The sequence below is a fragment of the Methanolinea sp. genome (assembly GCA_016699325.1).
GTDB lineage: Archaea > Halobacteriota > Methanomicrobia > Methanomicrobiales > Methanospirillaceae > UBA9949.
The window spans coordinates 1,117,954-1,143,112 of the sequence record CP064971.1 but is presented as its reverse complement, the minus strand read 5'-3'; the positions used below and the strand labels follow the sequence as shown (position 1 = coordinate 1,143,112).

The window sequence follows — 25,159 nt, the reverse complement described above, 5'->3', positions numbered from 1 at the left end:
ATGGCTTTATGAAGCCCCCTGCCGATATATACAGGTCTTACGGGATCCGTCCCGTGAAGGAATGTGGCGCATCTGGCGCTGAACCTGATGGTGATCTGACATGGCAAGATCGATGTATGCCTACGTACGTGAGGCATGGAAGAAGCCCGGTGACTCGGAGGTAAAAGCCCTCCAGTGGCACCGGATGCAGGTATGGCGGCGGGAGGGCAGCGTGGTCAGGGTCGAGCACCCGACCCGGATCGACCGGGCCCGGAACCTTGGCTACAAGGCGAAACAGGGGGTTGCCGTGGTGCGGGTAAAAGTGCGCCGCGGAGGGCGCCGGAGATCGCGATACGTCCGTGGTCGCCGGTCCATACGGATGGGGAAGAACCGCATCACCCCGGCCAAGAGCCTGCAGCGCATGGCTGAAGAGCGGGCCTCCGTGCGGTACCCGAACATGGAAGTCCTCAACTCCTACTGGGTAGGGCAGGACGGAAAGCAGAAGTGGTTCGAGGTTATCCTGGTCGATACCCATCACCCCGCCGTCCTTGCCGACAAGCAGCTCGCCTGGATCGGGAAGGGAACGAGCCGTGGCCGTGCCGAGCGCGGGAAGACCAGCTCCGGGAGGAAGGGACGCGGCATGATGACCCGCGGCAGGGGAACCGAAAAGACCCGCCCGAGCATCAGGTCACATGGAAACCTGGGCAAATAAGATATCCCTTATTTTTCCAATCCTCTCACTGATGACTGTTGCAGACGCCTGTGTCCACCCCTATCCAGATGGCAACTCTTCGCTCCGGCGGATGGCGGTTGAGGCACGGGAGCTTGGTTTCGATACTCTCGTTGTCCCAGGTGCCGCCCCGCTCACCGTTGCGGGAGTCAGGATCATCCCTGCGGTTATCATCAGCGGGGAGAGTGTGCGGACGGTATCAGGCCGGCTGAGTAAGTGTGGTGATGGCCAGTCTCTGGTCATGGTGGAAGCAGGAGAGAAAGGGTTCAACCGTGCCGTGCTGAACCTCAGAGGAGTGCACGTGCTGCGGGGGCTCCACCGGACCAGGAAGCAGTCCTTTGATCACGTCTGTGCCCGGTCTGCTGCAGAACGGAGTATAGCGGTGGATATCGATATCTCTCCCCTCATCCATATCACGGGAACCCCCCGCCAGCGTGCCCTGGGGAGGTTCGCGGAGCTGATGCGTCTCCACAACCGCTACCGGTTTCTCCTCACCGTATCAAGCAATGCCCGATCGGTTCTCCATCTCCGGTCAGTTGATGACATCGTGCTCCTCTGCAGCCTCTTTGGGATGGAAGAGGGTGATGCCTGGGAAGCTCTTGCCACAGCCGGGCATCTTATTGCCCCTGCCGGTCCGGTCAGGGTGGTGTCATGAAACCGCTTCCCCCCACGCTCAGAACGAAGAAACGGTACATCCTTGCCACCATCGAACCGATGGGAATTGGTGCCGACCAGAAGGAACTCTACCAGGCTGTCTCCTGCGCTCTCACCAGTCTCTTTGGGGACGTGCGTGCTGCGATGATCAGCCCTGCGGTCATCGATTCGGGCCCGGGCCATCTCATTCTCCGGTGCACCCGGGGAGGAGAGCGCGATCTGCGGATCGCCCTTTCTACAGTCACCGTCGCAGGAAACGATGCCCTCGTGCTCCGCCCGAAAGCGACGTCCGGCACGCTCCATGCGCTCCGGAGGAGAATTCCACGGGTTGCTCCCCCTGAACCAGGGGGTCCGGAAGAGGTCAGTTTCGGGGGAAAAGTGTATTGTGCACGGCGATACCAGGGTCAAAAGGTTGATTTGATGGAAAAAGGAATTAAAAGTCAGGAGCTCTTGTTTCTCACAAAGGATGATCTGGAGGAATAATAATGCAGCCACAGGCATACCAGATGGGATATGACCGGGCCATCACGGTATTCAGTCCGGACGGCCGCCTTTATCAGGTCGAGTACGCACGCGAAGCGGTGAAGCGGGGCACGACCGCGGTTGGAATGAAGTGCAGGGACGGTATCGTGCTTATCGTTGACAAGCGGGTGAGTTCCCGCCTGCTCGAGCCGTCATCGATCGAGAAGATCTTTGTCATCGATGAACACATCGGGGTTGCATCCTCGGGGCTTGTCGGTGATGCCCGCGCCCTGGTGGACCGGGCCCGGATCGAGTGCCAGATCAACCGCGTTACCTACGATGAAAGAATCGATGTGGAAGCCCTGGCAAAGAAGCTGTGCGACCACATGCAGACCTACACGCAGTTCGGCGGAGCCCGTCCGTACGGGACTGCGCTGCTCATTGCCGGGATCAGCGACGGCGAATTCCGTCTCTTCGAGACCGACCCGAGCGGGACCCTCCTTGAGTACAAGGCGACCGGGATCGGGATAGGAAGGAATGCCGTCATGAAGGTCTTCGAGGAAGAGTACGATTATGACGCTCCCCTGAAAGATACCATACTCCTCGGCCTCAAAGCCCTCCACGATGCCACCGAAGGGAAGTTCGACGTCAATACAGTGGAGATCGGCGTTATTGAGGCGAAGAGGCCGGGGTTCCGGAAGATGAGCAAGGAAGAGGTCGCATCGTTCGTGGAAAAATTCGAGAAGTAGGACCGATCGCATGATACCTCTCGAGAGAGCGGTAGTAGCACGGCTGGAAAGCCATGGAGAGAAGTTTGAACTGCTGGTCGATCCTGACCTGGCAGTCAGGTACCGCCAGGGAGAGGCGATCGCTATCGAGGACATGGTGGCCGCGCTTTCCGTGTTCGAGAACTCCTCGCGTGGCACCCGGGCATCCGATGAGGCACTCACCAGGGTGTTTTCCACCACCGATTTTCCCGCTGTCGCTGATAAGATCATCAGGAAAGGGGAGATCCACCTCACGGCCGAGCAGCGCCGGCACATAATCGCCGAGAAGAAGAAAAAGGTCATCACCTTCATCGCCCGCAACGCGATCAACCCCCAGACCAACCTCCCCCATCCTCCGCAGCGGATCGAGATGGCGATGGACGAAGCCCGGGTCAATATCGACCTCTACAAGAATACCGAAGAGCTCGTCAAGGAGACGGTGAAAGCGCTCCGCCCGATCCTCCCGATCAAGTTCGAAGAAGTCCGCATTGCGGTAAAGATCCCGCCCGATTTCGCTTCAAAGGCCTACGGGGAGATCCAGGCTGCTGCCCAGATGGAGAAGGAGGAGTGGCAGAGGGACGGGTCCTGGATCTGCGTTGTCCGCATCCCGGCCGGGATCCAGGGAGAGTTCTACGACCTGATCAACCGCGTCACCAGGGGCCAGGGCGAGGTACGTATCCTCAATCAAGTATATTAACCGAGAAGACATAGTTCATAAGACAGATATCCGGAGCAGGTTCAATGGCACGGAAAACGCAGAAGGCAAAGGGAAGAGTCACCGGAAGCGCCGGGCGTTTTGGCCCGAGGTACGGCAGGTTCATCCGCAAACGCGTGAAGGAGACTGAGAAGGTCTCCCGTGCAGTGCACCGCTGCCCGAAGTGTGACACCGTTGCGGTACGGAGGGAGGGAACCGGTATCTGGGGCTGCAGGAAGTGCGGGTTCCGGTTCGCCGGCGGTGCGTACCAGCCCCAGACACCACAGCTTCGCATCGCGCTGCGCACTATCGACCGCGCTCTGGGCAAGGAGGTCTGAACGGGCATGGCAGGGTCCTACAAGTGTGCCAGGTGCAAGTCCAGAGTCGAGATTGATGTCAATGTCCGGTGTCCGTACTGCGGGCACCGGATCCTTTTCAAGGAACGGGGTGCTGCGATCAAAGAACTCCGCGCCCGATGATCGTCACCACGTCACGAAAACCCGTTCCCGAACTCCGGTCGCTTGCCAGGGACTTTGCCGTTGCAGCAGGATGCCCGTACGTCCTGCGGGGGAGGATGGGGCTCCCTGACCTGGATACCATCGATCCCGTCTCTTTTGTATTCTCCGGACAGGGAAAGGAATTCTCGCTCCGGGTTTCGGATCATGGCACGATCGTTACAGAAATCAGGATTCCTTCCTGGAGCGTTAAAGAGCGATCCGGTGAACGCCTGCCGGGAATCCAGGTCAATGACCCATCTCTTTATGAGCGGCTGGCACCATATGTACCGGTGAAATTGTCGGAATCGGGCAGAGGAGGATGCCTCTTTGACGGCACCCGGAAACGCCGTTACCTGCTCCGGCTGATGGTCCATGAGGTATGAAGCGGTCTTCCGGTTCAGGTCGGATCAGGCCGAAGCGATCTTTCGGGCGGTCAGCCCCGAGATGGAGGCCGAAGTCAACCCCCGTTCCCGGGCTTCATGCCTGCTGAACGGGTCGGACACCCTGGTCCTGAAAGTCCATGCGGGGGATGTTGCGGCGCTCCGGGCCTCGCTCAACATGTGGCTCCGGCTGATTTCCGTGGCCGAGGAGATGCAGGATCTTGCCCTCAACGAGGAGATAAATCCATGAGCAGTGCACTGTCACCCAAAGTCCAGAACCAGATTGCCATGCTGCAGCAGATGCAGCAGCAGATGCAGACTATCGCTGCCCAGAAGGCACAGTATGAAATGGCCGTCCGCGAGGCGAAGCGGGCGACCGAGGAGCTGAACGATGTACCGGACGACGCCCCGGTCTTCATGAGCGTTGGCACGGTCATGATGGAGAAGAAAAAAGAGTACGTGCTTGCGAACCTGACCGAGAAGATCGAAACCCTCGAGCTCCGGATCAGGTCCCTGGAAAAACAGGAAGGACTGCTCTCCGGTAAATTCGAGCAGCTCCAGTTACAAATCAAGCAGGCACTTGAAGGGAAAGCCCAGAGCGCCTCCTGAAAAAAAAATTATTCTTTTCTTGCGTCCGGGCGGATCCGCTGCAGGAGGTTTATGGCATTGATCATTGCCTCGGTTGATGCGAGCACGATATCATCCCCCGACCCGCTGGCCGAGAAGATGTTGCCCTGTTCGTCTTCGACCGAGATGTTCACATGGCCGATGGCATCTGAGCCTCCGGAGATGGCCTCGATGTTGAACTCCCTGAGCTGTACCCGTGCCGGGACGATGCCCAGGATTGCGCGGAGCGCCGCATCGACGGGACCGTTCCCAGTGCTACTCGAGACCAGTTCTTTTCCATAGTAGAGGGCTTTCACGCTTGCCGTGGGGATCACGTGGTTCCCGGTCATGACGGCGATATCCTGGATCTCGATAGCCCGGGACCCATTGCCGACACCCATGATGCTTTCGGCGATTTCATACAGGTCGGCGTCGGTCACCTTCTTGCCCCTCGTTGATATGAACTTGACTTTCTCGACAATCCGATCGAGCTGGGCATCGCTTGGGTTGAGGTGGACATCAGCCAGCATCTGGCGGACAGCGTGTCTCCCGACATGCTTGCCAAGTGCAAGCTTTCTCCGGTGACCAACCATCTCCGGGGTCATGATGCCGGGCTCGAACGTGGCAGCGCAGGCGATAACGCCGTGGGAGTGGATACCGCTCTCATGGGAAAAGGCGTTGTCACCGATAACCGGCTGGGTGATGGGGATGGGGACACCCGAGTACCGTGAAATCAGCCGGGATGTCTCGAAGAGGTGCCCGGTTTTGATGCCGGTTTTCACTCCATATATGGATTCGAGGATCATGACTGTCTGGGAAATATCGGCATTGCCTGCCCGCTCACCGAGCCCGTTCACCGTGACCTGGACCTGCGATGCGCCGGCCTCCACTGCCGTGGTGGTATTGGCCACGGCAAGTCCGAAGTCATTGTGACAGTGCACATCCACGGGACAGTCCACTTCGGACACGATCCGGGAGATGAGTCCCTTCATTGCCGTCGGGGTGAAGACACCCACGGTATCAGGAACATTGATGATGGTAGCTCCTGCATCTGCCGCCGCACGGAATACTTCGATCAGGTATTCCGTCCCGGTCCGGGTTGCATCCATGGCAGAGAACATGCAGAGGTCGAAGTGATCCCGGACATAGGAGACAATTTCTCCGGTGATGGCAAGGACTTCCTCCGGTGTCTTCCTGATGGTGTGGATTCGCTGGACCTCCGATGTCGGGATGAAGACATGGACCATGTCCACCCCGCAGTCAAGGCAAGCGTCCACATCCTCGTTCCTCGAGCGGGCCAGGCCGCAGATCACCGAATCAAGGTCGAGTCTCGCGATGGCCTTCACAGTTTCCCGTTCACCCTGCGAAGAGGCGGGGAAACCTGCTTCAATGGCATGGACCCCCAGCAGTGAGAGCTGGCGGGCGATTTCGAGTTTCTGTTCAAAGGTGAATGATACACCGGGTGTCTGCTCACCGTCTCTCAGGGTGGTGTCAAAAACAGTTACGGATGACTTTGCCTGGCTATCGGTGAAGAAAACAATCCCCCGCATCTGGTGTGCGAGTCATACACCTATGATTCGTGTTCATATTATAAAATGGTGACCGATGAGCTCGCATTCCGGCGTTTCGTACCGATACGTTTAATAGCAGTATTATCCCTATATTATGAGCGCAAATCCCGCCTTAACTCAGCTTGGTAGAGTGCGCGGCTGTAGTATGATTTGCCGTATCCAGGCAATTGCGCAGCTACCGCGATGTCCCCGGTTCGAATCCGGGAGGCGGGACCATCTGCAGCAGTGCCCAGGTAGTGTAGTGGCCTATCATGTCGGCCTGTCACGCCGACGACTCGGATTCAAATTCCGACCTGGGCGTACATTTATTCGATGAATAATCACCAGTCTTCTGAATGTTCGTGAAAACCCTAACTTCGCCGCTTTTTTCGTTGTTCCATCAAATTTAGACGACTTAACCCAATTCGCCAGAAACAATCTCCCGGCAATTTGGCGCCTCCATGTTACCATAGCCCTGATAAAGCCTCCAGGAATTGGGCATATCCTGGCAGGATACACAGAAGAGGGATATATGATCGTAAGTGCCAGGTTCGTGGAGATAATTTTTGAGGACTTTCGGATTTTTCACGACGGAATCTTCACAGAAAAGTTATGTCAAACTGACCAGGACTTTCGTGGGGAAAACGATCAGCACGTACCCGATCACCGCGTGTCTGGACCGGTGCCGGATCGGTCGGAGCCCGGCTCTTCTTTGAGGCGAAGTTCCGGGGTGAGAGCCCGGTGGAAGGTTTTAAGGTCCCGGATTTACTTCTCTGCACGGGAACGATTCTTGCAGGCATTCAGGATGTTTTCGGATAGTCCTCGACCTGTCGCTCCAACTCCGGGTCTTACAGGCTGTACAGCCTGGAATTCACTGCTTATGGTACCGAAATTGAGTGTCTCGATCGAATCTGCCGAATGATTCGGACGCATGGCGTTCAACCGGGTTGGGTGAAGCCCCATGATCGAATGAAAAATAACCCTTTTTTATGAGGATCCTTGAAAATAACATATTCGCCGTTTGTTGTCGGTAATATCGAAAGATGGTTTCTCCGGATGATTTCTGGCCGGGACTCGAGCGTGTCCTGCTTTGCCATGAGTCCCGGTTCTCGGGCCCCGCTTCCTTGAGGGTTACTGCAGACACAATTGCATACCCTTCTGCATTGATCCGATCGAGGAAGGACAAATTCGGCAAAGACCTTATTCCATGGTATTATCGTTCTTCGAGGGCATGCATCCTCAATAATTCGTGACGATAATCTCCTGTATCTCTCCTCGTTTTGTCCCGTCGCAATTGATTACCCGTCTGGCCGGGACCCGGTCGATATGGTAGTCGCTATAGAGAATGTCGAAAAAGTCGTCATTCGGATCGATGTTCTTCGGATCAGAATTACTCAGGAGCAGTTTCGCGCCATTCTTATCGCATTTCACAAAAAACTCGGCAAGTCTTTTCTGTTCGGAATCATCAAAGCCCCCTTTCGCGTACTGGGTAAAGGACGATGTCTCATTCAACGGCCGGTAAGGAGGGTCGAAATAGACAAAGGTTTTTTTCGAGATTTTCGAATAGGAATCTGTGAAATCTCCCAGGTGTATTTTTGTATTTTGCAAAATTTGAGAATCAACTCTTAACAGGTCCGCGTTAAGGATTTTGGGGTTTTTATAGCGGCCGAACGGGACATTGAACTCCCCATGGAAATTCACCCTGAACAGACCGTTGAAGCAGGTTTTGTTGAGGAAAATGAGCTGTGACGCCCTTTCAACCCATTTCTCCTCATATTTATGGAAGTTGATAGACGGTTTGGCACGGTTGAATTCATCACGGATGTAATAGAAATATTCCCTCTTCCCGGTTTCATCCTTTGATAAATATTCCTTCGAGATGCAGTCGGTGAGATCGATCAGATCCTCTACTTTGTTCTTTACCACGGTATAGGCAAGGATCAATTCTTCGTTAATATCGTAGATATGGCATTCCTTGAAATTGAACATACTATTGAAGTAAAAGAAAACGGCCCCACCGCCGACGAATGGCTCGACAAAAACCGGCAATTTCCCTTCTTTGAGCTCAAGCGGGATCCGTTTCGTGAACTCTTCAAGTAACTGAGTTTTACCTCCTGCCCATTTCAAAAAAGGTTTTGCAGACGATTCAACCATGTGATGGTTCCCTGGTTCTTTCTTATTATTCCAGAGATATTGATTCCAGCGTTTTTAGTTGTACCGATGGGGAGTGAAAGTATACCACGGGCCACTTACCCGCACACTTCCTTCACTTTTTCCGGATCGTACCGCAACGCTATCTCCCTTTTTCTTCGTCTCTGGTTCAGATGGGAGAGTTACACCAGCCGCATTTGATCGAACTTCCGGAGATTTTCATAAGGATCCTGTATAGCTCATCTTCATCCTCGCTGTTGCCGATTCGTAAGACTGTTCCGGATGTCATGTTACGAGTCTGTATCACCGGCCATGATATTGCAGTGACTTCTCGTCTGTGAGCTGGAACTCGAAGTTCGCATGAGCGAAATTTTGCCAAGGCGAACGCCTGGGGATCCCTCCCGGCTCTTTTTCTTTCTCCTATTTTTCCAGAGTGATCCAGTCACATTTCACTGTCATCGATACGATATTTCCCCAAATTCCGCTCATATCCTTCTTATCTGAGGAAAACGAACGGAAAGGTTTATAGATTTCCTTAGGAACAAAGAAGGTGATGCTGATAGTATCAGCATGAAATGTAGGAGGATATTTATGACCTGACCTCCCGAGTTTTAGGCACATGATTCCATCAAATATCGGTCCAATTCTATAATGCGACCCTCAACCGCAAGATCTAAATAATATAATGTGCTTATATTATAAGCATATGAAACCCATTCGCCGAATCAAGAAGATCAATGGGATAGAATACTGGTATGAGGATGTTCCCTACTACGATCCGGTGAAGAAACAAACCCGCCACACCTCACATTATTTAGGGAAAAATATCAATGGAGTTCCAGTAAAAGTAAGAACTGAAGGTATTCCAGGCCCAAGCATCTCTGCAATCCCAAAGGAAGCATTCACTCATGGAAATCTCCTCCCACTTCAGCAAATCATCCAGGACCTGCACATTGATGAATATCTCTCCACACTTGCCAGCAAGAGTGAGAAAGAGACCATTCTCGCCATAGCCATCAACCGGATCCTACATCCCGTCGCGATGCACCTTGTATCGACCTGGTAAGAGAGACCGCTCTTCCTCACCAATCCGAACCTCCATCTGAGCAGCCAATCTATCAGCGAACTTCTTTCCACCATTGGCAACAGCGGTGTTCCCGAGGAATTCATGCATCTCCTCATTCGAAACCTCGGCACCGATGCAACACTCATCTATGACATCACCAGTCTCTCAAGTTATTCTGGCTGTCTATCTCTCCTGGAATATGGGTACAATCGTGATGGCTTGGACCTTCCACAAGTCAATTTCTCCCTTATTCTCGACACGCATCAGGCCATTCCCGTTATGTATGACATCTACCAGGGGAGCATTGTCGATGTCGTAACCTTAAAAAATACCATCAAGAAAATCGGAGCCATAGGGGTCAACAATTACACATTGGTGCTCGACCGTGGTTTTTTCAGCCAGGGAACCTGGAAGGCTGGTCCAGGAAGGATTCTCATTCGTAATACCTGCGTCCCTCACGCTCAAACAAGTCAAAGAGGTTCTCACCGGGACAACGTGACCTTGAAAGCCCGCAATACCTGCAGAAATACCAGAAGAATCCGATCTTTGTCAAGCCTATCTCATTCGACGTGCACGGGAATGATATCAAAGCATTTTGCTATTATGACATGAAGCGGGAGCAGGATGAACGAAATCTCTTCTATGTTCGCCTCCATGACCTGAAACAGAAACTTGAGCGTCTCAAAATACCACGGTGGCGGAAGCCCGATGATATCTTTAAGGAGTGCCAGGAAAGTTCTCGAATTATTTCTCCTGGCATGTGCAGGGTAACCAGTTTGTGGTCGAAATCCGGAATAATGCCGTGTCACAGAGGGTTAACAGAATGGGCAAACAGATCATTCTGTCCCATGGACCACTCGATTGGAAGGAGTGTCTCACCGTCTATCGGGAACGCGATTATATCGAGAAAACATTCCGAACTTTGAAACAGGATCTCCAGGTTCTCCCTCTGAATGTGAAAAAGGAGTCTACAATGAAGGGGTTTCTTTTTGTCACATTTATCAGCCTCATTTTGAGGATGAAACTGCTGAAACAGATGAAGGACGCTGGACTCCTGGAAGATTATACCCTCGATGGTCTTCTCCTCGAACTTTCCAAGATCAAGAAGATTCGATTGGTGACGGGAGAGACGATTATAACTGAAATTTCAAAGAAACAGAGAACTATCCTGGATGCACTCGGACTATGTGCTTAAACTACCCGGAAGTCAGGTTATGAAGAAACTCGGAATCTTGGTCATTGCCCTGGTCCTTCTCGTGGTCGGCATGGCGATGGCAGATCCAGGGATCCCGCAGGTCAGAGAAGTTCAGGGACTCTCGACGTCCACGACCGTCATTGGGGTCGGGAACTTCAACGCTGCATCCAGTGTCCAGATGTCTATTATGAGTGGTGATGAGAACTTAGCAACCATCCCGCCACTCGGTGAAGGCGTTCTCTACCAGACCGTATATACTGAAGATACCCAGAACGCTGAGTATGGGTACCTCTCCTATGACAAGGACCTCGATGTGAGTACCTCGAACAAGCTCACCGGCCAGTACAACGTCCAGGCCGTCAAGCAGATCACCTACCTCGGCATTGACGCATCTTCGATAATCACTACCGATTACATGATGCTCGATGGTGTTGGTGAGGATTACGGAATAATCGGAGGTCTGATGCTCTGTCCGTTCGGAGGCGCTGTGTATGCACCCACATTCTGCAACATTGTCGAGACCGGCAGCACCATGAACCTCAAGGTCGCCAACCTGAACACCCAGATGGGCGAGCGCTTCATCATGAAGTCCGCTGACCCGGGCATCCAGATCTACAACAATGTCGGTGTCGGTTCCTACGCCGCCGATATTCCGTCCAAGGGATCGGTCTCAGCCTTCATCCAGGGCAGCGTAAGAGAGGGCGGTCGTTATGATCTAGAAGTACAAGAGTCCCCATGGGATCCTATGATGACCATGACCTTCAAGGACTCCACGTCATTCTCTGGTGACATCTCGACCTTCGCAAAGAGCATGGGCTGGAGCTCGAAGTTCGTTGCGGAAGGCGGACGGATATGGTGACATCTCGACCTTCGCAAAGAGCATGGGCTGGAGCTCGAAGTTCGTTGTGGAAGGCGGACGGATGGAGTGATAACAGGACTCGTGGATAGAGAGCTCGAAGTTCGTTGCGGAAGGCGAACGGATACCACTGCAAGCATCATCCTGAAACCAGTGTCATGGGAGCCCGGACCGAAAGAAGAGAGATGGACGCATTTCGAGATATCGTATGCTTCCAGGACATCTCCTTCCAGGATAGCCGTTCGTCCCACCCATTCGGTGGTCAACGCACTCTGCTCCACCAAGTCCAGCCCGGCCCTGGAGGGCCCCTGCACCGTATCGTCTGTTTCGATGTTCGGATCGAATACCGATTCCGGCACGGCGTTGGGATAGAAGCCCTCCCTGGTTCGGGCGTTCGGCAGTTGACCCTGAACAGTTAATTTTGTTTTTATAACCACCTTTTTTAGGGTTCTTATCTAATGATTCATACTATGCGAGGACGATGGCTCCGATCGGTGCAAAATCCCCGATGCTGTATCCTTCATAACATCACTTGAGGTACGACAGATGCAACCTTCCATAGAGTACATACTCCTTGTTATTGCTGTACTCATCATCGTCAGTATCCTCGCCAACAAAGTGTCCGGGAGGCTTGGAGTCCCGGCCCTCCTGATCTTTCTCATCGTGGGGATGCTTGCCGGATCAGAGGGTCCAGGGGGAATTTACTTCGACAATCCCTGGGTCGCTCAGGCTGTCGGAGTCATCGCCCTCACATTCATCCTCTTTTCAGGCGGTCTGGACACCCGGTGGTCCGAGGTCCGGCCGGTACTGCCCCATGCAGCGGTTCTTTCCACCATTGGGGTATTGCTGACCGCCATCTTCATGGCAGTTATTGCAGTCCTTGCCTTCGGCGTCTCAATAATGGAAGGATTTCTGCTGGCGGCAATTGTCTCCTCTACCGATGCAGCAGCAGTCTTCTCCATCCTGCGGACCAAGAGGGCAAGCCTGAAAGGTATTCTGCGCCCTCTTCTCGAATTAGAGTCTGCAAGCAACGACCCGATGGCGGTCTTCTTGACCATCGGGGCCATTACCCTCATCCTCAACCCGGAACTGTCGATACTCGCCCTGGTCCCTTTGTTTATCCAGCAGATGGTTGTGGGAGGAATCAGTGGATATGTGATGGGAAAGGCGATGGTCTATTTCATTAACCGGCTCAAGCTCGAGTTTGAAGGACTTTATCCAGTCCTCACTCTCGCTATTGTCATGATGACATACGGGATTACCGCATCTCTCGGAGGAAGCGGGTTCCTTGCCGTGTACATCGCAGGGCTGATCTTTGGCAACAGCATGTTCGTTCACAAGAACAGCCTGATGAGATTTCACGAGGGTGTCGCCTGGCTGATGCAGATCGCGATGTTTCTCACACTGGGTCTGCTGGTATTCCCCTCCAAACTCGTAGCCCTTGCCGGGGTTGGAATGGTTTTCTCACTGTTCCTCTTATTTGTCGCACGCCCTGCTGCCGTCTTCATCTCCCTCTCCCCATGGAAGATGGCTCTTCGGGATAAGGTCATGGTATCCTGGGTTGGATTGAGAGGGGCTGTACCGATTGTGCTTGCTACGTTTCCCCTTATTGCAGGCATCCCGCAGGCCGAGATAATCTTCAACGTTGTTTTCTTCATCGTCATAACCTCTGCGCTCCTGCATGGTACATCGATCCCCTTTGTTGCCCGCCGCCTGGGCGTATCAGATCCCATGGAGTATACTCCCAGGCTGGCAATGAGCCTCGGCGATGGATGTGCGCCGGGGAACGATCTGATAGAGCTTATTGTGCAGCCGGAGTCCAGGCCGGTGGGGAAACAGATTGTGGATATTGGCCTTCCTTCCGGAACCCTCATCATCATGATCGAGAAAAAGGGAAACCGATTTGTCCCCTGTGGCAGCACCGTCCTGGAAGAAGGCGATCACCTGCTCATTCTTACGAATCCATCACAATCCGATCAGGTTCGATCGATGTTCTGCTCCAAACAATCCATTCCCTAAAAAAGACCTGGTTCGTAATGTGGCATAGAGAGCATAAGCTGTATAGCCCCCTATCGGGATTACCGATCAGCCGGAAGTTCGACCGGGTGATGCTCGATGATTTTTTCGCAGCGGTTTTCTGTTCATGAAGATGAAATTCACTGGCGACGTTTTGCCGTTGACCGGTACGCCGGCCCGGTATGCACAAGAGGGTTCCGTGACTGATTCCCGATTATGGAGGGGAAAAGCCTCTTCATGGCCGGGATGTTCTCTTCACCAAACTATCCGGAGGGAGGTATGGAAGGTTCACTTCTTATAGTGTCAGCTGATAATTCTTTTATCAGATTTGATGAGCGAATACTTATTCATCGATTACGTAGATATAATAACAACCGGAAAAGGGGGAGGAAAAAGATGAGATTTGTCGGTACCGAAATCTTATTTTTCCATCTTTCGAAATCTTTTAAAACCGTTCGTAGTATTCTTTAAACCATAGGATGTTTGGAGATCAATGTTACCAAATCACCGTCAACGAATGAAAAAGAGTTTTATTTATAAATTTATCCTGAAATTCCATAATAATTTCATCGAGCCGTTTTTTCCACATGAAACTCGAAGAAGAAGATATTACGATCTTGGGTTATTTGGTGGAAGAATCATAATAAACGATGGTTTCACATCGTTCTGGAGTGTGTCGAAAAAATATATTCTTGAAAATTATAAAACAAATCCGAATAGATATACATATTTTCATGGAGACGGTGTATTTTCAATACCAGAAGATCAATTCATTTCTCATACCGGTCTGAAAATCGTCGTACATGCTCACGTTTATTATATTGACCTATTTGAAGAGATGTGTGAGTACCTTAAGAATATCCCATTTAGATTTTCATTATTCGTATCAGTAAAATGTGCTGATGACAAAAATTTCATCAGGGAAAAGGTAAAAAACTTATCCCTTGTTGAATTCACTGATATTCGGGTGGTTCCAAATCGAGGTCGTGATATAGCACCATTTCTTGTTGAATTTGGGCCATCGTTCAAGAATTATGATATTATATGCCATATCCATACCAAGAAATCCCTTTTCACTGGAGAGGAGAAAACTGATTGGCGGACGTATCTTTTAAAGGGAGTGTTGGGTTCGAAAGATACAGTTACTGCGATAATGACCGTGTTTGAAAAGGATCCATCAGTGGGTATAATATACCCGGAAATCTGGCCGGACCTTCCGTATCAGGCATGTACCTGGTTATCCAACAAAACCATCGCTCCAACAATCCTTAAAAAATTGAATGTAAGATATGATCCGGATGAATATTTTGACTTTCCTGCGGGGTCAGTGTTTTGGATTCGGAGAGAGGCTTTAGAGCCGTTACTAAATATAGGGTTGAGGATAGATGATTTTCCTGAAGAATCAGGTCAAAACGATGGCGCACTTCAACACACCATTGAGCGGTGTTTTGTCATTTCGGCCCAGAGTAAAGGTTTAAAATATTTGGTTCTTCAAGATCCGGACTCGCGTACATTCAGTTACCGAAGCCATAAAAACGTTAAACAATATTTTTCTTTATCGTTCGAAAATAAATTTTTTTATCATCTGTCGTCATCAGAAATACTCTCCTTCGATATTTTTGATACCCTTCTTATCCGGCCATTTGCGACACCACATATGGTTTTCAGATATCTGGAAGGAAAAGTGGCAAAGGAATTCGGTATTTTTAATTTTGAAAAGGTACGGATTGAATCGGAATCAATCGCCCGGGAAAGGAAGAATTACCAATATGATGTTACGCTATCGGAAATTTATTCGGTTTTATCAGAATTTGCCGGGATTGATTTGAAAACTGCAGACAGACTGTTGCGACTTGAGGTGACAACGGAAAAAAATTTGTTGATCCCACGTTACGCTGTAATAGAAAAGGCAAAATATGCGAAAGACTTGGGTAAGCGAGTAATCCTTGTATCTGATACCTACTTCGAACGGGAACACATTGAAGAGATATTATTTTTAAAAGGTATCGATTTTTTTGATGAGATCTATTTATCCAGCGAGATTGGGAAAAGGAAGGATCGGGGGGACTTATGGGATCATGTTTTTGCGGCCGAACGAATCAGAAAGGATAATTTTACCCATATAGGCGATAATGAACAATCAGACGTTCAAAAAATTGGAGATAATGGATTTACTGATAATTTAGTCCACGTTATGCGGCCAACCGCATTATTCCGACATAGCGAATTAGGCAGGGTTCTTTGGGAGGCTATGCGGCCTTATAATGGGTGGAGAGAAAATCTCCTCTATGGAATGATTGGAAATTATTTTTGCAATGATCCGGATGGAAAAAAACTGTTTAATTCACCAAGGATCCTGGATGATTTTGAAGGATTTGGATATGTTGTTTTCGGGCCAATCATCTACAATTTTATGAATTGGGTATTAAAATGTTCGATAGAAGATGAATGTACTCAATTATGGTTTATTTCTCGGGAGGGTTATTTACTGGATACTGTTTTTAAAACAATGGTAAATCATCCTAATTTTTTTCATTGGAAAGAAAAATTTCCTGCAGGCAGGTATGTTCCCTGTTCCCGCCGTGCTGCAATTTTTTCACTATTAAGAAAAGAAAGCGACATACCGCGATTATTGGATGGTATTTTTAAAGGTACTTTGCGGGATTTCTTAACACAAAGATTAAGTATTGCTGTCATTAAACCAATCGAGGCCCGTATTGGAACCCGATCTCTTGATCAATGTATTTCACTTCCTGAAGATTATGACACTGTCCTGAAGCAAATGAGAAAAATATCAGATATACTCATTGAGGAGGCCAAGATTGAACGTAAGTCTTTCATTGACTATTTTAAAAATCTGGAATTTGAAGAATCGAACCGAATCGCAATCGTTGATATCGGATATTCAGGAACGATCCAATCTGCCCTGAGCGAACTGTTACATCATCCAATTAATGGTTATTATTTTGTCACTGAAACCAAAGCATCTAAATTTCAATATTCAGAATCCTTTTGCAAAGCTTACTTTGGAGAGTATATTGATCCATATGATAAAACACTCCCCATTCATCGGTATAGCCTCTTACTCGAAGCAGTGCTGACCGCACCCACAGGACAATTAATCAAGTTTGTAACGGATCACTCGGGCGGAATTCAACCAAATTTTAAAGATCCAGGGACTTCACAAAATGAATTTGTAAAAATTAACCAGATCCATACCGGGATTTTTAAGTTTATTCAAGATATGATTGAAGAATTTGGTCCTTCAGCGCTGGAAATTGAATTCCCTAAGGACCTTGTTCAAATTGTTTTTGAACAGGTAGTGAAAGGAAATATTGATATCGGTTCTGTCAAGTCGATTATGGTAGTAGAAGATGAATATTGCGGAAATAATGAGATTTCTGTATTAGATTTATACCAGGCATTATATAAGCGGATTTGGGAATTCGAGGGTTCCGTCATTAATAAGATGTAATTCCAGAACCCGTATCCGTAAAACGTATTTCACCCGCATTAGGTAAATAATGTCAACTTGTGATCCACTCCTCATTGTGGTCAATAAGGATCGATCCTGCAATTAACTACCAGATCTCTACTATTCATTGCCCTGTATTCCTCCGTTTCCCAATTCAGAGTGTATACAGGGAATCTTCAATTTTCAGCTATATATACACACTATCTGGAACTAATGAGAAGTGGCGAACTGTTGGGTAATATGCAATATATTGTTTTTACCGGTCATTCCAAATCCCTGAAACTTTGGAGGGGGCTAAAGAGTAATTGAAGTTATCCTCTCAACTCGCGAGGAACATGGAACGTTCTTATTTACCAGTCTCCGACAACGGGAACATCGCCTGCCTGTCCGATAAAGGTAACCCGATCGATCTCCGGACCATCCCACACGTAGTTACCGTTGTAATCGAGGACCCAGAGGCCGTCCCGGAAGATGCCGATCTTATCGGTACCATCTCCGTTCCAATCTCCGATAACGGCAATATCCCTTGCCTGTCCGATACAGGCAACCCGATCGATCCCCGGACCATCCCACACGTAGTTACCGTTGTAATCGAGGACCCAGAGGCCGTCCCGGAAGATGCCGATCTTATCGGTACCCATCTCCGTTCCAATCTCCGATAACGGCAATATCGCCTGCCTGTCCGATACAGGCAACCCGATCGATCCCCGGACCATCCCACACGTAGTTACCGTTGTAATCGAGGACCCAGAGGCCGTCCCGGAAGATGCCGATCTTATCGGTACCATCTCCGTTCCAATCTCCGATAACGGCAATATCGCCTGCCTGTCCGATACAGGCAACCCGATCGATCCCCGGACCATCCCACACGTAGTTACCGTTGTAATCGAGGACCCAGAGGCCGTCCCGGAAGATGCCGATCTTATCGTGCCATCTCCGTTCCAATCTCCGATAACGGCAATATCGCCTGCCTGTCCGATACAGGCAACCCGATCGATCCCCGGACCATCCCACACGTAGTTACCGTTGTAATCGAGGACCCAGAGACCGTCCCGGAAGATGCCGATCTTATCGGTACCATCTCCGTTCCAATCTCCGATAACGGCAATATCCCTTGCCTGTCCGATACAGGCAACCCGATCGATCCCCGGACCATCCCACACGTAGTTACCGTTGTAATCGAGGACCCAGAGACCGTCCCGGAAGATGCCGATACGCTGAGTAGTCGTGGTACCTGATAAGTATTTTAAAGGGAGGTAATCATTCTGGCCGGTGGCGACCTGATATACTCCATCACATATACCATCACCATCTGTATCGGGTGTCACTTCCGAAAACCCGGTATGTTCCGGTGTCGCCCATACATTTCCACCGATATACGGGCCACCAATGATGTTCGGTCCAGAAGATTTTGAAATATTCCACCGGTTTCCGGTTATTGTCCCATAAAGAATAGTGTTCCTATTATTATTGCATAAGAAGTTATCATAAATGGTATTGTATGTACTATCGTCTAAGATAATTCCGATGTTATTTGTAGTAATTGTGTTGGTATTGATGGTATTTTGGTGGGGACCTTTTTCAAGGAATATTCCAAAATCGGTTATCCCCTCGATGGTATTTCCAATAATCGTGTTGTTATATGAGGTGCTTCCACTCACATGGATACCATACACACTATTATCCGAAATAATATTCCCTGAAATAGTATTACTGGGACTTCCATAAACGAGGATACCCCCAACCGAATTGCCGGAAATGGGATTGTCTGCAATTATCTGATGGTGGGGACCATTGTGTAACATGATACCTCCGCCATCTATGTTCATGATAGTATTTTCTGAAACAACATTATTGCCTGAATTGGAACCCATGATACAGACGGCATGTACTTGTGTATTGTTTATTTGGTTCCCCTGGATTACCAGATTACTCGAATTTAGAACGCTAATACCTCCACGGGTGGAATTTATTTTATTTTGAAGGAATTCATTTCCATTACACGAATCAATAATGTCAAATCCAAGACCGGGAGAGTTAAAGACGGTATTATTCTGGAATTTATTATTGCAGCTGCTCATCCATATCAGCATCCCGTTGCTCATGTTTGAAATAATATTGTCCTTGACACTATTTTCATTACAAATGTTTTGAAGGACAATTCCATATCCATCTATAATAGTATTATCAGAGATCCTGTTTCTCTCGATTGTATTCTCATTCGAGTTGTCAAGAACAACTATACCACCGTAACAATTTTGAATGGTATTATTGACAATCGTGTTGTTCTCAGAATTTTGAATGGTTATACCACCTTGACCGTTTATGATTGTAGTATCACTCACCCGATTGCCATATCCATTGAAATGAATTATGATTCCTGTTTGTGTAGTGGAAGAGACTGTGCTTTTCTCTATACTCACCCCCCGTCCATTGTAGATTGAGATTCCTCCACAGATATTACCGGAGATATTTCCATTCTCGAGAGTTCCTTTGGTCACATTGTTGAACTGTAACCCCCAATTCCAACCGGTTAACGTGATATTGGAGATTGTCGCATTCGACCCCGATGCTATTATCCCAACATTATTTGGCAATGTGCCTTTTATCCTGTGGTTCGCACCATTGAAGACAATATCAGATGCATTTAATATTATTGCCCACTCAACACCGGCGGGCGCCGTGTAGTCCCCTCCCAGAATATAATAACGACCATGTTTATTGACAAAGTTGTTGTCAATATAAAGGGGTAACTCTGAAGGCTTTATCGTGTACCATGAAATAGCATTCGGGTTACTTTGATCGATTTCCACTACTGTTTGGTTTTCAACTTCGTCATCATTCGTCCCCATAGCACCCTGTGCTGCCGCGGCAGAGAGTAAGACAAATAGAAGAGCCAGGATGATTCGGATAATTCTCATATGCCACCTTGACTTATGACTTAGAATAATAATTGTTGGATATTTATTATTTTTGAGCTTTCAAGTTAATTGCAAAAATTTTTTGAATGCCACTTAACTTTTTACCTGAATTGTTGTCTTATGAGAATATCCAGGAAGGGGATGGTATTATGCTGATAAATTGAGAGAAGGATTGAATGATAGATCATGACTTGCTTTCCATGAAGGCAGTAGGGTCATTTATCGTCTTTATCTTTTTATTGCGTCTCCTTCCCTCGCTAATACAAAGTTTTCCAAAGCGGCGATCCGTTTGAAGACCTCCTCTACATTGCCTTGAAATGCAATTCACAGGGTAAGAGGAGATCAAAACCGCTCTTCATAATAATCGGACCAGAAGTGAAACACAGACCGCCGTCGGTATATGGAAACTATTCAGGGAAGTTACGATAATGAGCGCTCTTGTCTATGGACAGGTCCACCATAACCTGAAACATCTGAACTTGAACACCATCGCTCCAATTCTCGACAGCTATCTTGGGAACGCGGTAAAGGTATAAAAAATTACCCTGTCACTACTATTGACACATCTGCTTCGAAATGAATTCTTCGCCGTGAATATTGATGCGGGCTCCAAAGAATATGCATTGTTGTGCTAAGATATAATTCTAAATATTCCATTTCCAGAAATCATGGTGGCCAGGTGCGAAAGGTGGGATAGAAGGGAATTAATAGGTTTATCCGGGAACCTCTCCAGTACCCCATTGACGACTCTTTTTTAAAAAACACTCCTAATTCGTCTTAAAAATCGGTTATATAGCATTCTTGGCCGGGTTCCTTGAGGAAAAAAACGCTCAATGAAATTGACATGAAATGCAAGGGTGACACGGTACATAACACTTTCATGCAGTTGATGAACTTCATTCTCAAGGTCTTGAATACGGCTTATCTTTTCCTGTTTGACTTGTTCGAGGTTCTTAATACTATCCTGCTGTTTCAGGGTTTTTGATTCAAGTATTTCCGTATAGGCAATCTTTTCCGTTAAATGTTGGTCCAGTTCCACGATTCTGGCCTGCTGTTTCAGGGTTTTTGATTCAAGTATTTCCGTATAGGCAATCTTTTCCGTTAAATGTTGGTCCAGTTCCAAGATTCTAGCCTGCTGTTTTGCCACCAGATCATCGAAATATTGTTTATCATCTCTAATTTGATTTTTAAGTTTTCCGATTTGTTTATCTTTCATCTGGACGGCTGACTGCTGTGATTTCGCGTACGTGATCAGTTCTCCCAGGTGTTTGTTAAGATCGCTGATGCGGCCTTCCAACTCAGGAATCTGCTTTATTGTATGGTGGAGAGAACCGATTTCTGTCTCGCGAGATGTAATTATTTCATTGAGTGCATCGACCGTATATTGAAATATATAGATTTTTATGTCATTTCTTATTCCATCACCATAAGTCTCTAAAACATAACGGAACAATTTTGGTAAATCCCGAAAATGACCTTCCTTATCCTTAATTATGGTATTATGCCCATGAATCCGGTATTGAACGAGAGGGGTATCGATATAGAGATAGGGATATTTTTTTGCCATATCGATAAAAAATTGATGATCGTTGAGGTATTTCAATTCTTCATTAAACCTGGTGGTTCCCAAATTCTGTTTTTTAAATACCAGGCTTGATCCCAGGATGAAGTTTCCCCATAGGAGATCTTCAAAAATATACCCGCTTTTTTTTCGTTCCCGGACCTGGTGCAACCTCGTAAAATATTCTCCGGAAGAAATACCCCCCTGATCGATAATTAGTCCCTCTGACCATACGAGGAGATTCTCATTTTTTACCAATTCAGCAATCTGTCGTTCAAGTTTCTCTATCGACCAGACATCGTCGGAACCGATGAGCGCTATAAATGTGCCTTCTGCGACGTCTATTCCTTCATTGAGGCTTTTTGCAATGCCAAGATTCTTTTCATGGAATATCGGTTTTATCCTGGTATCTTTGGTGGCAAATTCTTTTATCACTAACGGAGAGTTATCGTTTGAAGCATCATCAATGATGATAAGTTCAAAGTCAGTATAACTCTGGGAAAGCACGCTCCGGATAGCTGTTCCAATATATTGTTCGTGATTGAACGATAGCATGAGGACACTAACCAAGGGCATCTTTCACCTCACGTGTAATATACCGGACCTGGTCATCATCCAGCCAAGGATGCATCGGGAGCGATAATACTTCACTGCAAGATACTTCAGTGATCGGGAGCCGACGATCCAACCCGTACCGGAAATACGCAGGTTGTCTGTGGACCGGAACAGGATAGTGAATCTGGGTTTGGATACCTTTTTTTAATAGTTTTTTCATCAAGACGGTCCTTTCCGGAGCCCGAACAACATAAAGATGGTATACATGTCGTGAATCCTCTCTCTCAAATGGCGTGACAAGGGAAGTTTGACTCAGGTACTCATTGTAACGATATGCACATTTGCGTCTTTTTTCATTCCAACTATCCAAATACCTCAATTTAGTTCGAAGTATAGCTGCCTGTATTTCATCCATCCTGCTGTTGAAGCCGGAAATATCATGATGGTATTTTTCTGACTGCCCGTAATTCCGCAACATGGACACCCGGGATGCGAGATCTTCATCATTCGTGAGAATTATGCCAGCATCTCCATAAGCGCCTAAATTTTTTGTCGGGTAAAAACTGAAGCAGCTTACATCCCCTATGCTTCCGACTTTCTCGCCGTTGTACGTACTCCCATGCGCCTGACATGCATCCTCAACAACGAATAATGCATGATCATCTGCACACTCCCTGATAGGGTTCATGTCAGCCGGATGTCCATAAAGATGTACAGGGAGAATGGCCCGCGTTCTTTTATTTATTTGTTTTTTTATCTGTCTCGGATCGATACACAATGTATCAGGTTCAATGTCTACAAAAATCGGTTGCGCTCCGTTTCGTAGGATAGCATCGATATTCGATACAAAGGAATTTCCCACCGTTATAACTTCATCGCCCCGGCCCAATCCCAGGGCTTTAAGCGCCAAAAAAAGGGCATCTGACCCCGAATTAACGCCAATCCCGTGTCTCGTTCCAATATACGCTGAAAACTCCTTCTCAAAGGATATGAGCTCTTCGCCGAGGATGAACCATCCGCGATTTAGCACGCGCTGTATTGACACCCCAATCTCGGTCTTTATCGCTTGATATTCTTTATTCAGGTCAATAAAAGGAACATGATCCATTTTTATCTTTCCTTTGAACTTACTTTTTAGGGTTCAAGGCAGTGTATTTAGAATGCTGTAAATTCGACCCGAGTATCCCGACACACTATCACCTCACACCCAGATAAATACCTACCAGAAGCAACAGACCACCGTACCACGGAACCGCGAACAGGAACTGCAGGTCACCCATTGCCTGAGACCATCGTTTTCAATGGTGACCATATGCAGTGAGGATCTCGATACTCGCCACATGGAAAACCATTCCCGGATGCCGTTCACCCGCATCCCGGTCTCGTCCACGTTGAGTTACATGTGCTCCTGCCATAAGCTCTCATGTTGTACCTTCTCTTCAGCTTCACCCAAGTGCTCGTGCCCTTCCAAGACTGCTTATCCCTGCATTATTCATATCGTCTTTTAGCAATAACGTACATTTCAGATCCATATTCTGGTAGGTATGCAGTAAGACCTATGAGACCATCGATTAATTTCATATCGAAAATTCCTTTCATAATTAATTCCTCCATCTGCTTATTAGTGAAAGGTTTAATAAAATAAGTACCGAAATCAATCACAGAGAATCCCATTTCATTCATAAGCGATATTATTGACTTTTTATCATATACCAGTGCCCGATGATATTTTTTATCAGTATTGGAAATCTCAAAAATGGTTTTAATAAGCCCCATTTCTTTTGCTAAAAGACGATGCAAAGATGCCGCATTTGGAAGGCTAAAATAAGAGATTGTATTTTCGTGAGAGATGGTTTTCACTGTTGTTAGAAAAGAACGAGGGTCGGTAACTTCGTGAAGAACACCATTTGCGATAATGCAATCAAAACCAATTTCCTCTAAAGTCTCCTGACAATTTTCAAGAAAATCTCGAATAATGGTTATTCTGTGGGAACATTGCAATTGTGATGAAGCGCTTGAGACAAATTCTTGGATAGGTTCAACAAGAACATATTGGTCAAAATTGACAAGATACGGAAAAAGAGGCATTTTTCCACCTCCAATTTCAAGAATCCTATTGCATTTATTGATCTCAAGAAATGTAAGTGCTTGTTTTACCCTTATGTGTGAATGGATCTCTTCAAAAGAAAAGGGCCGGGAGTATTCTTTTATAAGTCGTGAAGCATAGTCTTTGAATTTATTAGAATCTTGCTCCATAGGTTTCCACTCGTAAAAAATTCAACGATTATAGCACTTTCACTGAAACTTTTATTTATAGATTTAAGATTCTGGAATAAATAAGTAATTAGCCTCCTACAAAATTACCATTCAGCAATGTGTTGTAGAACGTCTTTTGTGCCAGAGCCCAAACACTAGCAACGACCACTTTTTCAACAGGACGGGTTGTATAGCGAAGCAATCGTTTCAAGGAAAAAGTACTTTCACAGCTTTAAAAACACCTTCAATGGGTGATCGTATGGTAATACATTCGTCAACTCGATTAAACAAAGTGAAGACACGTGTTGAACAGGCATTTTCATACCCCTGAACATCCTGCTGAATTCTAGATCGGGAGAATCGAAGTCCGGATTCCCGCATTAAAAAGACCGAGGTATTTCCACCTGAAACAGACCCCGGACCTGGTTGGGGTTCTCTACTCATTCCAGGGTATGACCTTTATGCCCATTCTGTCCGCCAGGCAGCCTTTCCCCTTTCTTCCACCGACCCTGGGAGCGTCAGAATCCATCCATCAAGGGTGGCAAGGCTGCTGTTCCGGCTGTGCCGGTTCAACCGTGCTTCGAGCTCTGCGATGCAGGCTTTGGAGTTGGGCGTTTCCTGCTCGCAACTCTGATATGATGCGGTTTTGTTCTTCGATGAGGGCGAGAGGCGATTGAATATTTGTTGCAGGGGTTATTTCGTTGGTATAGCTATTCTGCCGATTTTCGGTTACTAATTATTATTATTACATCATTATACAAGGATATTGGGGTTGACCCTGAACAGTT

General features: G+C 47.9%; 19 protein-coding genes, 2 tRNA genes and 1 pseudogene. 16 read left to right on the top strand and 6 right to left on the bottom strand.

From position 1 onward, the window contains the following. The first annotated feature begins 100 nt into the window (after positions 1–100). From IPI71_06030 to IPI71_05985, 10 genes are read left to right on the top strand one after another with little or no spacing between them, the layout of a single operon-like run. On the top strand, positions 101–691 hold the full coding sequence (locus tag IPI71_06030) for a 50S ribosomal protein L15e (GenBank protein QQR70254.1): 591 nt from the start codon (positions 101–103) through the stop codon (positions 689–691). A 31-nt stretch (positions 692–722) separates the two neighbouring features. Beyond that, positions 723–1,364 carry a ribonuclease P gene (locus IPI71_06025; GenBank protein ID QQR70253.1) on the top strand — a complete coding sequence of 214 codons (642 nt, stop codon included), beginning with the start codon at positions 723–725 and terminating at the stop codon, positions 1,362–1,364. Continuing rightward, positions 1,361–1,846: a ribonuclease P gene (locus IPI71_06020; protein QQR70252.1), complete on the top strand. Its 486-nt coding sequence runs from the start codon at positions 1,361–1,363 to the stop codon at positions 1,844–1,846. Before IPI71_06025 ends, IPI71_06020 begins: the two co-directional genes overlap by 4 nt. A 2-nt stretch (positions 1,847–1,848) precedes the next feature. Then, entirely contained in the window at positions 1,849–2,574 is a 726-nt protein-coding gene (gene psmA / locus IPI71_06015) for an archaeal proteasome endopeptidase complex subunit alpha (GenBank protein QQR70251.1), read from the top strand. Positions 2,575–2,584: 10 nt separating this feature from the next. Further along, a complete protein-coding gene (locus tag IPI71_06010; protein QQR70250.1) occupies positions 2,585–3,289 on the top strand; it encodes a ribosome assembly factor SBDS in 705 nt (234 codons plus the stop codon). Positions 3,290–3,333: 44 nt separating this feature from the next. Further along, entirely contained in the window at positions 3,334–3,624 is a 291-nt protein-coding gene (locus tag IPI71_06005) for a 50S ribosomal protein L37ae (GenBank protein QQR70249.1), read from the top strand. 6 nt (positions 3,625–3,630) lie between these two features. Next, positions 3,631–3,765 (top strand): DNA-directed RNA polymerase subunit P, encoded by a 135-nt coding sequence (locus IPI71_06000; protein ID QQR70248.1) that lies wholly within the window; start codon positions 3,631–3,633, stop codon positions 3,763–3,765. Next, positions 3,762–4,166 carry a hypothetical protein gene (locus tag IPI71_05995; protein QQR70247.1) on the top strand — a complete coding sequence of 135 codons (405 nt, stop codon included), beginning with the start codon at positions 3,762–3,764 and terminating at the stop codon, positions 4,164–4,166. Before IPI71_06000 ends, IPI71_05995 begins: the two co-directional genes overlap by 4 nt. Further along, the gene (locus IPI71_05990) at positions 4,156–4,413 is read left to right on the top strand and encodes a hypothetical protein (GenBank protein QQR70246.1); all 258 of its coding nucleotides are present in this window, start codon (positions 4,156–4,158) and stop codon (positions 4,411–4,413) included. Before IPI71_05995 ends, IPI71_05990 begins: the two co-directional genes overlap by 11 nt. Then, positions 4,410–4,772, top strand: a complete 363-nt coding sequence (locus tag IPI71_05985; protein QQR70245.1) for a prefoldin subunit beta — start codon at positions 4,410–4,412, stop codon at positions 4,770–4,772. The genes IPI71_05990 and IPI71_05985 overlap by 4 nt, the downstream gene beginning before the upstream one ends. Before the next feature lie 8 nt (positions 4,773–4,780). On the opposite strand, the gene IPI71_05980 is transcribed toward IPI71_05985, so the two are convergent. Further along, a complete protein-coding gene (locus tag IPI71_05980; protein QQR70244.1) occupies positions 4,781–6,319 on the bottom strand; it encodes a 2-isopropylmalate synthase in 1,539 nt (512 codons plus the stop codon). A 127-nt stretch (positions 6,320–6,446) separates the two neighbouring features. Here IPI71_05980 and IPI71_05975 point away from each other — a divergent pair. Then, positions 6,447–6,556, top strand: a tRNA-Tyr gene (locus IPI71_05975). An 11-nt stretch (positions 6,557–6,567) separates the two neighbouring features. Continuing rightward, positions 6,568–6,640, top strand: a tRNA-Asp gene (locus IPI71_05970). 918 nt (positions 6,641–7,558) lie between these two features. On the opposite strand, the gene IPI71_05965 is transcribed toward IPI71_05970, so the two are convergent. Next, a complete protein-coding gene (locus IPI71_05965) occupies positions 7,559–8,473 on the bottom strand; it encodes a DNA adenine methylase (GenBank protein QQR70243.1) in 915 nt (304 codons plus the stop codon). Between the two features lie 703 nt (positions 8,474–9,176). Between IPI71_05965 and IPI71_05960 the strand changes: the two are divergent. The 4 genes and pseudogenes from IPI71_05960 (at position 9,177) to IPI71_05945 (ending at position 17,078) form a co-directional block, all read left to right on the top strand. Then, positions 9,177–10,731, top strand: a pseudogene (locus tag IPI71_05960) (IS1634 family transposase). Positions 10,732–10,750: 19 nt separating this feature from the next. Beyond that, positions 10,751–11,590 (top strand): hypothetical protein, encoded by an 840-nt coding sequence (locus IPI71_05955; protein ID QQR70242.1) that lies wholly within the window; start codon positions 10,751–10,753, stop codon positions 11,588–11,590. Between the two features lie 543 nt (positions 11,591–12,133). Then, a complete protein-coding gene (locus IPI71_05950; protein QQR70241.1) occupies positions 12,134–13,606 on the top strand; it encodes a potassium/proton antiporter in 1,473 nt (490 codons plus the stop codon). Between the two features lie 514 nt (positions 13,607–14,120). Beyond that, complete coding sequence (locus IPI71_05945; GenBank protein QQR70240.1) at positions 14,121–17,078, top strand: hypothetical protein; 2,958 nt, start codon at positions 14,121–14,123, stop codon at positions 17,076–17,078. A gap of 350 nt (positions 17,079–17,428) precedes the next feature. Here the strand turns inward: IPI71_05945 and IPI71_05940 are convergent, their stop codons facing one another. The 4 genes from IPI71_05940 to IPI71_05925 all read right to left on the bottom strand — a co-directional run bounded on the left by IPI71_05940 (position 17,429) and on the right by IPI71_05925 (position 24,371). Next, positions 17,429–19,999, bottom strand: a complete 2,571-nt coding sequence (locus IPI71_05940; protein ID QQR70239.1) for a right-handed parallel beta-helix repeat-containing protein — start codon at positions 19,997–19,999, stop codon at positions 17,429–17,431. Positions 20,000–20,753: 754 nt separating this feature from the next. After that, positions 20,754–22,136, bottom strand: a complete 1,383-nt coding sequence (locus IPI71_05935) for a glycosyltransferase (GenBank protein ID QQR70238.1) — start codon at positions 22,134–22,136, stop codon at positions 20,754–20,756. Beyond that, entirely contained in the window at positions 22,123–23,223 is a 1,101-nt protein-coding gene (locus IPI71_05930) for a DegT/DnrJ/EryC1/StrS family aminotransferase (GenBank protein ID QQR70237.1), read from the bottom strand. Before IPI71_05930 ends, IPI71_05935 begins: the two co-directional genes overlap by 14 nt. Positions 23,224–23,603: 380 nt before the next feature. Further along, positions 23,604–24,371 carry a methyltransferase domain-containing protein gene (locus IPI71_05925; protein ID QQR70236.1) on the bottom strand — a complete coding sequence of 256 codons (768 nt, stop codon included), beginning with the start codon at positions 24,369–24,371 and terminating at the stop codon, positions 23,604–23,606. Positions 24,372–25,159: the final 788 nt, after the last annotated feature.